This is a genomic window from Algoriphagus winogradskyi (assembly GCF_900182815.1).
Lineage (GTDB): Bacteria > Bacteroidota > Bacteroidia > Cytophagales > Cyclobacteriaceae > Algoriphagus > Algoriphagus winogradskyi.
Genome location: NZ_FXUA01000005.1, coordinates 259032 through 271735, shown reverse-complemented (window position 1 = coordinate 271735; position 12704 = coordinate 259032). Strand labels below are relative to the sequence as shown.

Annotated in this window: 10 protein-coding genes; 1 reads left to right on the top strand and 9 read right to left on the bottom strand. The window is 41.2% G+C overall.

Translation table 11 applies throughout. From position 1 onward, the window contains the following. Window positions 1-182 precede the first annotated feature (182 nt). The 6 genes from murQ to accD form a co-directional block, all read right to left on the bottom strand. Window positions 183-995 carry an N-acetylmuramic acid 6-phosphate etherase gene (murQ, locus tag QOL76_RS14415; RefSeq protein ID WP_283413673.1) on the bottom strand — a complete coding sequence of 271 codons (813 nt, stop codon included), beginning with the start codon at window positions 993-995 and terminating at the stop codon, window positions 183-185. An 86-nt stretch (window positions 996-1081) separates the two neighbouring features. After that, the gene (locus QOL76_RS14410) at window positions 1082-1924 is read right to left on the bottom strand and encodes an ROK family protein (RefSeq protein ID WP_283413672.1); all 843 of its coding nucleotides are present in this window, start codon (window positions 1922-1924) and stop codon (window positions 1082-1084) included. Further along, the gene (locus QOL76_RS14405; protein WP_283413750.1) at window positions 1925-2152 is read right to left on the bottom strand and encodes a cytochrome b5 domain-containing protein; all 228 of its coding nucleotides are present in this window, start codon (window positions 2150-2152) and stop codon (window positions 1925-1927) included. An 87-nt stretch (window positions 2153-2239) separates the two neighbouring features. Further along, a complete protein-coding gene (locus QOL76_RS14400) occupies window positions 2240-3391 on the bottom strand; it encodes a formimidoylglutamase (RefSeq protein ID WP_283413671.1) in 1152 nt (383 codons plus the stop codon). A gap of 84 nt (window positions 3392-3475) precedes the next feature. Next, window positions 3476-4777, bottom strand: a complete 1302-nt coding sequence (nqrF, locus tag QOL76_RS14395) for an NADH:ubiquinone reductase (Na(+)-transporting) subunit F (RefSeq protein WP_283413670.1) — start codon at window positions 4775-4777, stop codon at window positions 3476-3478. A 132-nt stretch (window positions 4778-4909) separates the two neighbouring features. Further along, a complete protein-coding gene (gene accD / locus QOL76_RS14390) occupies window positions 4910-5752 on the bottom strand; it encodes an acetyl-CoA carboxylase, carboxyltransferase subunit beta (RefSeq protein WP_192347777.1) in 843 nt (280 codons plus the stop codon). A 226-nt stretch (window positions 5753-5978) separates the two neighbouring features. Here accD and QOL76_RS14385 point away from each other — a divergent pair, with 226 nt between their 5' ends. After that, on the top strand, window positions 5979-7613 hold the full coding sequence (locus tag QOL76_RS14385; protein WP_283413669.1) for a carbon starvation CstA family protein: 1635 nt from the start codon (window positions 5979-5981) through the stop codon (window positions 7611-7613). Window positions 7614-7624: 11 nt separating this feature from the next. On the opposite strand, the gene QOL76_RS14380 is transcribed toward QOL76_RS14385, so the two are convergent. From QOL76_RS14380 to infB, 3 genes are all read right to left on the bottom strand, one after another. Then, a complete protein-coding gene (locus tag QOL76_RS14380; protein ID WP_283413668.1) occupies window positions 7625-8731 on the bottom strand; it encodes a hypothetical protein in 1107 nt (368 codons plus the stop codon). Between the two features lie 143 nt (window positions 8732-8874). Then, window positions 8875-9420, bottom strand: coding sequence for a hypothetical protein (locus QOL76_RS14375; RefSeq protein ID WP_283413667.1), 546 nt, complete (start codon window positions 9418-9420; stop codon window positions 8875-8877). Between the two features lie 384 nt (window positions 9421-9804). Beyond that, window positions 9805-12696, bottom strand: a complete 2892-nt coding sequence (infB, locus tag QOL76_RS14370; protein ID WP_283413666.1) for a translation initiation factor IF-2 — start codon at window positions 12694-12696, stop codon at window positions 9805-9807. Between the last annotated feature and the right edge of the window lie 8 nt (window positions 12697-12704).

The following is a 12704-nucleotide window of genomic DNA, read 5'->3' as shown; positions in this document are numbered from 1 at the left end:
TGATTAAGCGATTGGTTTTCAATCCCTTAATCGGGCTGCAAAGATACAGCCTCTTTTGAGATATCTAATCATTGCATTCAAAAATATTCCTAATTCATAAACCTTCCAGGTTTCTATAAAAGACTAAGGAATCCATAATTCATCACTACTCCATCATGTAAACCTGGAAGGTTTTCTGAAATCTAGTTCAGATGCTTATAAAAATACTCAGTCGCCTTTCTCACTGACCCTTCACTAAGCAATAGTTTGTAAGCTGTTTCCTCTTCTAATCCTGTAGCTTCCATGATCATTTTGGTTCCACGCTGTACCAACTTAGCATTGGAAAGCTGCATATCCACCATTTTATTTCCTTTCACTTTCCCTAGCTTAATCATCACAGTAGTGGAAATCATATTAAGAATCAACTTCTGCGCGGTGCCTGATTTCATTCGTGTGCTCCCTGTGATAAATTCTGGACCCACCACTGCTTCTATGGGGTGCTCTACTTCTTTTGAAAGCGGCGAATCCGGATTACAGGTAATACTCCCTGTCAAAAGACCTCTCGCGCGCGCTATTTTTACGCCACCAATTACATAAGGAGTGGTACCAGACGCAGCTATTCCGATCACCGTATCATTTTCGTTAAAGCCGTATTCCAGAATATCATTCCAAGCCTGACCCGCATCATCTTCCGCATTTTCCACAGCTTTCCTGATCGCTTTATCTCCTCCCGCAATAAGTCCTAATACCATATCGAATGGCACACCATAGGTTGGCGGACACTCTGATGCATCCAATACGCCTAGCCTACCACTGGTCCCAGCACCTATGTAAATCAATCTTCCGCCTTTCTCCATCCTCGGCACAATCTGCTCGATCAATCCATTAATATTCGGAATAACTTTCTCAACCGCAAGGGCTACTTTTTTATCTTCCCGGTTAATATTTTGAAGAATAGAAATGACATCCATCTGTTCTAGATTGTCATATAGAGAAGTACTTTCAGTTACCTTCATGTGTATATAATTTGACTTTTAAGGCCACATGGAATCTTCGCATGAAATAATCACCACAATGTGTGAGGCTTGTGTCATGCTCGATTTCATAAGTTCTCTTGGTGGTAAAGTGTCAAGCCAGCTATGGGGCTTTCAATGATTAAATTTACATTAATATGGACATCTGAGGCAGCTTTACGAAGGATATCACTATTATAATAGGCTATAGAACCCACGAAATTGACAGGCTTTTCCGTATAATCCTTATACTTCATCACATGTTGTTGGAAGAAATCCTGAAAGGAATTGTAATAGAGCATATAGCAATAGGAATTGGATTTATGCTCAGTGATAAATCTGCAAAAGCTGGCCATGTATCGATTAGGAAATGGCTTTTGATAAACATGTTCCTGAATCACAGTATTTGTAAGATGAAAGTTTTCTACAAGCTCTTTTTTGATTTCAGTTGGCATTTCATCATTGATAAAATCCTTTAGAAGTTTTCTTCCTACATAGCCTCCTCCTCCTTCATCACCGAAGATGTAGCCTGGTGCTGGACGAGAGGCTACTATTTGAACACCATCGTAGTCACAGCTATTTGAACCAGTACCCAAAATACAAGCTATCCCAGGCTGATGACCACATGTGGACCTAGCAGCTGCCGCAAGATCATGATCAATACTAATTTTAGCAGTTGGAAAAACTGTCTTTAGTGCTGATGAAACTTCATTCTTCCTATCAGGACTCGAGCAGCCGGCTCCATAGAAATATATTTCTTTTATTTCAGATTCCAGATTAACCAGAAAGTCATCTTTCATTTGAATAGCCATCTCTTCGGAGGTTTGGTAATAGGGATTAAACCCTATTCCACGATGCTGACTAATTTTATGGTCAGAATGAATAACTCTCCAGTCCGTCTTGCTGGAACCACTATCTGCGATTAAAATCATTTATGCTAGTTGCCCAATGGCTTCAAATTTCTCAAATACTTTTTCTGTATGTGGTGCATCTGGCAATTCCTCAGTCAAATCCTGTCCTGCCCAATGCTCGTAATGCATGCCTTTCTTCCAAAGTCTTGACCTGCTGACATCATATATGACACCTTGGTAAGCAACCCAAATTTCAGGCTTATCCTGGCCATTTCGAAGTGCCAATTGTTGCTTTGTATAAGTATTCATGTCCATATAATATTTTTTTGGCCAAATGGAATCTCTCATTTTTAATGAGCTTACTGCCCTTGACGCTTTGGCCATGCTCAAATTTCATCAAAGCAATTTGATCTGAGCATTAATCCACCGCTCAGGGATCTCTCCTTTTTGAGCCATCTGATAATCCGCGTAGCTACAAGGAACTGTACTCACTCGGTCAAATTTCTCTGTTTCATTATGTGGAATCTCCATCCACCATTTGCCGCTTCGCTTACTTTTGTAGAAAACCAAGGTATTTGGCTTCGTATCCAAGGAAACTGTATACTTTGTATAATCACTGCTTTTAAAAGAAAGGCTATCCTTGCGGGAGTAAAACCCTTCTAAGAAATACCAAATCATTACAGAAACCACCTTGGCTGTCTTATTTGCAGCATCATCATAATAAGGTTCGTAACCATATATTCCGATGGAACTCAACTTTTCATTTGTCCCCGCAAACCAGCAAATCTGGCACGCTTCTTCGGCTGTCAGTCCGAAAGGTTCAGCATTCACAGCCCCAGGAGCATCAGCAGACTGAATAGCGCACAAATCAAAACTTAACAAATCTGCATTTCGAATCAAAGGCTCTACTTCTTTAAACTCACTTCTCAATTCTCCCAAGCGCACATGCTCAAAATAAAGCTTTTCTACCACATTGATCAGCGATGGATCAACTAGAAAGCTTTGGTAAGCAAGATGGGCAGATGAAAAGAGAAAATTAGGCTGATGAAGAATGATCTCCTGTGTATGTTGATCCGCAAGTGGACCATCTTCTTCCATGTCTAATTTGGCATCTACAGTCAACAGGCTGACCAGCTTTTTCATTTTTTGATAGGACAAATACTGCCCGTAGTCCAGATCGTGCGAACCTCCAAAGTAAATTGGCAGAATCTGATGTTTCATCAAGTAATCTCCTACCTCCTGCATTCGTTGATACGTGTCACTCAATTTCTCTCCTGAAATCAAATCTCCTAAATCAGCTACTCTATATGCCCCAAAGCCTTTTTTCAGCTCATAAAGTTTCTCACGAATCTCACTACTACCTCTATCCGCACTTTCCACTTTGCCCAAACCTCGATTTTCTTTGATTCCGACTAAGGCTATTTGTACACCTTTGAGATCAGGAAATTCCTCTCCGAAAAAATGGATTTGCTTAAAGAATGAATTGTTTTGATACTTCTTCTGCCAAAGGTATTCGGCTACTGGGTCAAAATAAGATTGGATATTCATAAAGGGGTGATAGTCTAGGGTAAAAATAATCAAAAATGGTTCTTAAATAAAAAATCCCGCCGAAGCGGGATCTTTTGTTTTTGATTAACCTCCGAAGTCGTCAAATCGGATGTTCTCCTGAGGAATTCCCAGATCATCTAGCAATTTCAAAACTGCTGAGTTCATCAAAGGAGGGCCGCATAGGTAATATTCCACCTCATCTGGCTCAGGATGATTCTTTAGATAGTTATCATATAATACTTGGTGAATGAAACCAACGTAACCGTCACCTTCATCTTCCGGAGTTTTCTTGATTTTCCAATTGTCTTCCGGAAGTGGCTCCGATAGACCAATGTTGAATTGGAAGTTAGGGAAGTCTTTCTCAATGTCTCTGAATTGAGGCACATAGAAAAGCTCTTTTTTAGATCTACCACCGTACCAGTAAGAAACTTTTCTGCTGGTTTTTTCAGTATGGAAAAGGTGGAAAATCTGTGCTCTCAATGGAGCCATACCTGCACCACCACCGATGTAAACCATCTCGCGTTGGGTAGGATTAATGTGGAATTCACCGTAAGGTCCAGAGATAGTTACTTTATCACCAGGAACTCTAGAGAACACATAAGAAGAACAAACACCAGGATTTACATCCATCCACTTGTTATTCGCTCTATCCCATGGTGGAGTAGCAATACGAATCGTAAGCATTACGATGTTACCTTCTGCTGGGTGATTAGCCATGGAATAAGCTCTGAAAAGCTCCTCATCATTCTTCATGGTCAAGTCCCAAAGACCGAATTTGTCCCAATCGCTTTGGTAAACATCTGCTGGGTGACCTAGATCAGGATGCGGAGTGATATCCATTCCTTTGAAATTCACTGTGATTACAGGAACGTCAATCTGAATGTATCCACCCGCTTCAAACTCAAGAGTTTCTCCTTCAGGGAGTTTCACTTTGAATTCTTTGATGAAGGTAGAAACGTTGTAGTTAGAGATAACCTCACACTCCCACTTCTTGATACCAAAGATCTCCTCAGGAACGCGGATCTTCATGTCATTTTTCACTTTCACCTGACACGCGAGGCGGACGTTACTTTGCTGCTCAGCTCTGCTCAAGTGACCGACTTCGGTAGGTAGAACTTCTCCACCACCTTCTTCGACCACGCATTTACACATAGCGCAAGTTCCACCACCACCGCAAGCGGATGGAAGGAAGATTTTTTGCCCCCCAAGTGTAGAAAGCAGGGTTGTACCAGCTGCAGTCACGATTGGAGAACTAGTGTCACCATTAATTATAATGTTGACATCACCTGAGTTGACCAGTTTCGACTGGGCAAAAAGGAGAATAAATACCAGTAGCAATATGATTACTGTAAAAGCTACGATGGATGTAATAATTACTGAACCCATGAAATTTTGGTTTAATTTTTCTTATGGATTGGCCCAATACGGGAGCACAAATATATTTATTAATCACTAAAAGAGACCAAATCACAGTTCAAATTTGGCCGGAATAATGAAATCCTTTTAATAGTAACTCTTTTAGTTATTTAAAAGGTTCAGCAAGGTGGTCAATCGGCCTTTCAACTGACGACGATCAACAATGAAATCAAGAAATCCATGCTCCAAAACGAACTCAGAACTTTGGAAACCTTTAGGTAAATCTTTACCAATCGTCTCACGAATTACTCTTGGACCAGCAAAACCAATTAATGCTTCTGGCTCAGCAATGTTGAAATCCCCCAACATTGCATAAGAAGCCGTGACTCCACCAGTCGTAGGATCCGTAAGCATAGAAATGTAAGGAATACCTGCTTGATCTAACAACGCAAGCTTGGCAGATGTTTTCGCCATTTGCATTAAAGAGAAGCCAGCTTCCATCATTCGTGCTCCACCTGACTTGGAAATCATCAAAAATGGGATTTTATTCTTTAGGGAGTGATCAATAGCACGGGCGATTTTCTCACCTACTACAGACCCCATGGATCCTCCGATAAAATTAAAGTCCATACAAGCAATAACGATGTCCAATCCATTCATTTTACCCACAGCGGATCTAACAGCGTCATTCAACTCTGTTTTCTTGATCGTAGCTTCTATGCGGGAAACGTAGGGTTTAGTATCTGTGAATTTCAAAGGATCTCCTGAGGTCATATTAGCATCAAGCTCCTTGAATTTATTGTTGTCAAAAAGAATTTCGAAATATTCCTTCGAACCAATTTTCACATGAAAATCATCATCTGGGCATACGTAAGCGTTGTTCTTGAGCTCTCGGGTATGAATGATATTTCCGTTTGGGGTCTTAAACCAAAGGCCATCAGGTGCATCTTTCTTCTCAGCTGTAGATGTTTTGATGCCTTTGTCAGTTCTTTTAAACCAAGCCATATTGAGTTTTTAGGTTGTTTTTGACGAGTCAAAGGTTACAAATTTAGTCGTTAAATCCCGTAAATAAAACCTCCTTGAAAATTGGTTAGGATTTCCGCATTGCAAAGGAAATCCAAGCATTTTTGAAAATCGCTTTTTCAAGGATTAATATTTACCTTATTTTGATTTAGAATACTAATGAGTGTGTTTTGCATTGAAGAACATACATTTACCCAAATAATGACACATGAACCTTGCCGTTCTTCTCCTCAGTTCCGCAGTGATATTATTTATAGCCTACAAGGTTTATGGAAGGTATGTGTACCGGAAATTCGGTTTAAATGATAAAAATCCAGCACCTTCCCACACCCATCGAGATGGTGTAGACTATGAGCCAAGCAAGCCAATTGTGGTTCTAGGGCATCATTTTGCTTCGATTGCTGGAGCCGGACCGATCGTAGGGCCGATCATCGCAGTGACCTTTGGCTGGATTCCCGCTGTGATCTGGATTTTGGTTGGTGGAATCTTCTTTGGAGCGGTGCATGATTTGGGAAGTATGGCTACCTCGCTGAAAACAGAAGGAAAATCAATCGGAGTAATCATCCGAAATCAAATTGGGATGAAAGGAAAACAGCTCTTCGTTATCTTCAGTTTTTCTACTCTAATCCTTGTTATCGGTGTTTTTGCAGACATTATTGCTAAGACCTTTGTTACCAATCCAGGCGTAGCATCAGCTTCAATACTCTTTATTTTATTGGCAGTGGGCTTCGGAATTGTCAATAAAATAATAGGAGATAGGAAAACCGCATTTATTATCATTACGGTTATAGGTGTGATCTTGATGTACTTCTTTGTGTACCTGGGGATGAAACTTCCTTTCGTGTTGGATTATAAAATCTGGGTTTTGGCACTTTTGGCTTATGCATTTTTAGCTTCAGTGACTCCTGTCGGCATGCTTCTTCAGCCACGTGATTACCTCAATAGCTTTTTGCTCTATGGATTGATTATCGCCGCTGTTCTCGGTGTATTCATTGCCAATCCTGCTATCGAAATGAGTAATGAGATCCACGTTTCTGATGAAAATCTCGGTTATATTTTCCCAGTACTTTTTGTGACGATCGCCTGTGGAGCAATCAGCGGATTTCACTCTCTCGTGGCTTCAGGCACAACTTCCAAACAATTAAATAAGGAGTCTGATGCTAAATTAGTGGGATTCGGAGGCATGCTAATTGAATCTTTCTTGGCAATTATTTCGGTTGGAGCAGTGGTGATTTTGTCCAGGTCAGAATATGCAGCAAGACTTACAGGTGAAGGTCCTGTCGCACTTTTCTCCACTGGCCTGGGTGGAATGATCGCAACTTTGGGAATTTCAGAAGAGTTTGCGGTTGGTTTTGTCGCATTGACCGTATCAGCTTTCGCACTTACCACCTTAGATACTTGCACTCGATTGGCAAGATTTACCTTGCAGGAATACTTCGAAGATGTGCCTCAGGCAGCAGGTCAGTTCTTGGCAAAAAACAGATATGTATCCACGGGAATCGTAGTTTTATTCTCTATTCTGTTATTACTATCTGGTGAATTCACTACACTTTGGCCAATTTTCGGTTCAGCCAATCAACTTCTTGCAGCTCTTGCGCTATTGACTATAGCTGTCTGGCTCATTAAGAAAAAAATCAATGCGCTCTTTGTTACGATACCCATGTTTTTCATGTTTACTGTAACCCTTTCTTCCTTAGGGCTTTTTGCCTGGAAAAATTTCCAAGACGAAGTGTATGTGCTTTCTATCATCGCAGCACTTCTTTTCGTTTTGGCAATCTCCTTGATGGTTTTAGCTACCAAAAGCTTAAAAAAAGAAGTCAAAGAACCTGCAAAGGCTCTTTGACTTTCTGAATATTATAGTGAGTTAAAAACCTCTTTAACTTTCTTAGGAATTCTCACGGCTACAGTGAAATTGATCAGGTAATCTGCGAATGCCGCATCCCCATGAACCTCATTATCTGGAGTGGAATTTTCGATATCAGTCACACTTTGTGTTCTATTTCGGAATAAAGCTATCGGCACATTCAGCGTACCAGTCACATTGCCAAGCATATAGCTCACTCCAGGCTCAACAGAAATAATATAGCCTGGTCTTCTAAAACCTTCACTTCCACCGAACGCATCATGGACAGGAATTCCTTCAACTCTTCCTCCCAGTGACGCTCCCAGACCATGAATTTTTTCAAATGCATGGAAAACACCAGTCCTAAGTGCGAACTGATCTGGAACACTCATTATTGCTTCATTTGGTCGGCTACGATTGGTAAGAGTTCCATTGGTTTCCTTAGGATTAAACATATAAAACCCATCGTAGTACCAGAAGTTAGTGCTCCCGATATTCCAAAGACCCTGAAAATCAACAATTAAACCAGTTCCACCATCTCCTAATTGGATGGATTGGTCTACAGTCATCTCCGTCGGTGTGCTTTCAGGACCTCTGTAGAATGTACTTGTAGCAGCATAATCTCCAGTTGGGAATTTGATTCCAAGGCCAATTGCAGTATTGCCCTTCTGAGCTTTTTCGCCAGAAAGCAACCAGTAACCAGCACCTATCCTCATATCACCAAAACCTTTAGAATAGGACGTATGCCTGTCAGTTCTATTATGCTCGTAAAGCGAACTTCTCTCGTTGTATTGTAAGGGCAGGGAAACAATCCCATACAGCCGCTCTGAGAATGCATAGCTAATATTGATGTCCAGCCCATGTTGCTTATTGATCACTTCAGTGTGATCTGTTAGACGATTGTGTTCTTCTTCCGTCCCACGAAAATGCCTGAATGACTTAAAATAACGGTAATTGGCACTTACGTTCCACTCCCCTTTATTGAGGATATTTCCTTGACCGACAGCATTTCCGAGTCCAGAAAACTGGCGAATAGCAACGCATCCTTGAGCATATAACTCAAAAGAAGCAGAGTAAAATGTAAGTATGAATAGGGTAAGTATAGAGTATTTTTTCATAGTAAATAGAGTAATTTCTTGTGAATTTTTAAGTGTGCTTAAACTAAAACCAAACCCTACTAACTGTATCGTTTTAACAAAAGGGTATAACAAACAATCCAGAACTATATCTGGTAAGGTCTTCAAGCAGGAGAAATAAGAAATTACCCTAACTGGGGAGGAGGACTTACTTGTTGAAAAAAAGGATTACTATAATAGATGGAAGTGAAACCAGGAGAAACAAAATCAAAACTGGTAGTAATGTTTCCCATTGCAAATTTCTCTGCCCGAAGATAGTCTTTGACTAAAAGCTGAAGCAGAGATTTACCATTTTGATCTTGAGGAAGTTCATCGCTGGTCAGGAAGGAAATCCACTTTTTCACCGTAGTATCTAGTACTCCACGAGCGGTATCTGGTACTACCACCACTTGCAAAGTGTCATTCTGATAGCGTTGCTTGATGGCCCGGTAGAATTGGCCATCCTTCTCAAAGGAAGTATTTGTGGGCTGAAACTCCTCCTGATTAGCCATATAGGGTGCAGAAAGTGGGATTTCCATTAAAGTTTCTTCAGGTACGAGAGAGCTTTCACTAAAAATTATAGCCTCCCATTTACGTTCCAGATGCGAATCGTAGGAAAAATAAAATGCGTAGTACCCAAAGTGGTACATCACAAAGCAAAGTAAAAGAAATATGGAAACGTGATTCTTCAATTCTGGGTTTATTACAATTCGAAAAATAAAACTATTCAATTTGCAAAACCAACGTTACCTAAAAAAAATAACGATAAATTTCCTCAATAAACACAAAAGCCAAATTATTTACTATACAAATAAATCAGACAAAATAATATTTCGCCAGCATCAGAATCATTAAAAGTATTAAAGAAGATAATCCGTAAAATTTTAGGACTTTAAGGCGATTCATTCTATCCAAAAACCATAATACAAAAACGGGCCGTATCAAACCGGCAACTAGACTGGCAAGACAAAAGAAAAACAGTATCCAAAGAAGAATATACACCGCTGATAACATGCCGTAAAACTAAAAAAGGAACAGCAATGCTGTCCCTTTCTTTTCTATATATCTAAGCGAAATTATTTCTTACGCTTGATTTCTTTCATTTCGTAGCCTTCGATAGTATCATCAATCTCAATATTATTGAAACCTTTGATCGAAATACCACATTCGTATCCAGCTTTCACTTCAGCTACATCATCTTTGAATCGCTTCAATTGATCGATCTCGCCTTCGTGGATTACTATACCATCTCTGATCACGCGGATCTTGTTCTTTCTAGTAATGAAGCCATCAGTAACGTAAGAACCAGCAACGGTACCCACTTTAGTGATTTTAAATACTTCACGAACTTGGATATTACCAGTGATCACTTCTTCAAATTCTGGCTCAAGCATACCTTCGATAGCATCTTTGATCTGGTTGATCGCATCATAGATGATCGAGTAATGTCTGATTTCAATCTCTTCCTGTTCTGCCAATTTCTTAGCGTTGGAAGATGGTCTTACCTGGAATCCAAGGATAATAGCATCAGAAGCAGAAGCTAGCAAGACATCCGATTCGGAGATCTGCCCCACACCTTTGTGGATAATACTTACTTTCACTTCATCTTTAGAAAGCTTCAGTAGGGAATCAGAAAGTGCTTCTACTGATCCATCCACATCACCCTTGATGATAATATTCAATTCTTTAAATGAACCGATTGCCAATCGACGACCGATCTCATCCAACGTAATATGCTTCTTAGTTCTTAAGCTTTGCTCCCTCTGGATCTGCTCTCTTGAGTTGGCAATATCTCTAGCTTCACGCTCAGTGTCGTAAACTTTTATGATATCACCTGCCTGAGGAGCTCCACCAAGACCCAACACCTGAACTGGCGTAGATGGTCCGGCTTCTTTCAGCTTCTTACCTTTGTGATCAAACATCGCTTTCACACGACCGTGATGCTGACCTGCAAGGATAATATCACCGATTCTTAATGTACCAGCTTGAACCATGATAGTAGATACATATCCACGTCCCTTATCGAGGGATGCTTCGATTACTGTACCAGCAGCATTTTTATCAGGATTCGCAGTAAGCTCCAATACCTCAGATTCAAGGAGAACTTTCTCCAACAAATCATCCACACCTTCACCCGTCTTAGCTGAAATATCCTGAGACTGATATTTACCACCCCATTCCTCTATTAAGAGATTCATGTTCGCAAGCTCTTCTTTGATCTTTGCAGGGTTAGCATTTGGTCTATCAATTTTGTTGATAGCGAAAATCATTGGTACACCAGCTACTTGAGCGTGATTGATAGCTTCCTTAGTCTGAGGCATGATGCTATCATCAGCCGCAATCACGATAATCGCCACATCGGTGATTTTTGCACCACGTGCTCTCATCGCTGTAAATGCTTCGTGACCCGGGGTATCTAGGAAAGCGATCTTATGACCTGTTTTGGTCATTACATCATAAGCACCAATATGCTGAGTAATTCCTCCTGCCTCATCTGCAGTCACTTTGGACATACGGATGTAATCTAGTAAGGAAGTTTTACCGTGATCGACGTGACCCATAATGGTTACGATCGGAGCTCTTTCAACCAATTCTTCCGGAGAATCTTCTTCCTCCACCTCGACTTCGTCTTCGATAGATTTGGTGAATTCCACCTCATAGCCAAATTCGTCAGCAATAATTGTAATTGCCTCTGCATCCAAACGCTGATTGATCGACACAAACATCCCAAGTGACATACACGCAGAAATAATCTGATTAACAGATAAATCCATCAATGCTGCCAAATCGTTTGCAGAGATAAACTCCGTTACTTTTAAGATTTTTGTTTCTTCCGCTTCAAAATCTACGTCTCTCTCTCTTTCGGCTTTCTTGTCTCTACGACTTTTGCCTTTTCCTCCTCCAGAGCTTTTGCCCTGAAGACGAGCTAAGGTCTGTTTGATTTGATCTTGAATTTCTTTTTGAGTTGGCTCAGCTTTCTGAGCTCTAACAGGAGCCCCTCCTCTTTGGTTTCCTCCTTGTCGGTTTCCACCACCTTGGTTTGGTCGCCCTCCTTGGCCACCACCTGCGCGGTTACCTTGGCCTGGCCCTCCTGGCTTATCAATACGTTTACGTGGCCGCTTCTTATCTCTTCCTCTTTCGTCAGAAGAAGCTACTGGACCTCCTTTTTTCTTAGGTCGATCCGCAGGAAGTTCTATTTTACCTAAAACAGTAAGTCCTTTCAATGAATCTGCTTTTGCAGAAATCACCTGATCCTTAGCTACTGGCGGCACTGGAGCTGCAGGCTGCTGCGGTGCAGGTTTTGGCTGTTCCTTTTTCACCTGTGGTGCCTGAGGAGCAATTGGCTTTTTATCTTCCTGAACTGGCTTTGGCTGAGGCTTATTCTGCTGAGGCGCTTGTTGCGGCTTCCTAGAATCACCATGCTTTTGACCGTGCTTATTCTGGCCATGCTGTTGCTTATGTCTAGGAACCGAACTGGTATTCTTACTCAGGTCAATTTTACCCAAGACTTTAATACCCTCTAGTTTTGGAGCTTCTGTAGAAACTTTTTCCGTATCGGCAGACGGAGTAGGCGTTGAAGAAGGAGCGGGCTTTGGCTCTTCGGCTGCTTTTGGAGGAGCAGGCGCGGGAGCTGGAGCTGGAGCTGCTGGTTTTGGCGCTTCCTGTGCTTTTGGTTCAGGAGCTGGTGCAGGTGCAGCAGCAGGCTTTGGCTCTTCTTTTGGAGTTTCAGGCTCTATAGAAATAGGCTCATGGCGCTTCCCTATCGAGAGGTGCGATGCCTCCTCCTTATCTAGGGCAGAAGATTTGAACTCCTTATTCAGCATCTCAACTTGACTCATGTTGATTTTTGAATTCGGATTATTCTCCACCTCATAGCCCTTTTTGGCCAAAGACTCAACTATGGTTGCCGTTCCCACGTTGAGTTTTCTGGCTATTTGGCCTAAACGCATCATTTTTTCTTCTGACATAAGCAAAA

Coding starts and splice junctions, on each gene's coding strand:
- murQ (WP_283413673.1), bottom strand. CDS start 995: ATGAAGGTAACTGAAAGTACTTCTCTATATGACAATCTAGAACAGATG.
- QOL76_RS14410 (WP_283413672.1), bottom strand. CDS start 1,924: ATGATTTTAATCGCAGATAGTGGTTCCAGCAAGACGGACTGGAGAGTT.
- QOL76_RS14405 (WP_283413750.1), bottom strand. CDS start 2,152: ATGAATACTTATACAAAGCAACAATTGGCACTTCGAAATGGCCAGGAT.
- QOL76_RS14400 (WP_283413671.1), bottom strand. CDS start 3,391: ATGAATATCCAATCTTATTTTGACCCAGTAGCCGAATACCTTTGGCAG.
- nqrF (WP_283413670.1), bottom strand. CDS start 4,777: ATGGGTTCAGTAATTATTACATCCATCGTAGCTTTTACAGTAATCATA.
- accD (WP_192347777.1), bottom strand. CDS start 5,752: ATGGCTTGGTTTAAAAGAACTGACAAAGGCATCAAAACATCTACAGCT.
- QOL76_RS14385 (WP_283413669.1), top strand. CDS start 5,979: ATGAACCTTGCCGTTCTTCTCCTCAGTTCCGCAGTGATATTATTTATA.
- QOL76_RS14380 (WP_283413668.1), bottom strand. CDS start 8,731: ATGAAAAAATACTCTATACTTACCCTATTCATACTTACATTTTACTCT.
- infB (WP_283413666.1), bottom strand. CDS start 12,696: ATGTCAGAAGAAAAAATGATGCGTTTAGGCCAAATAGCCAGAAAACTC.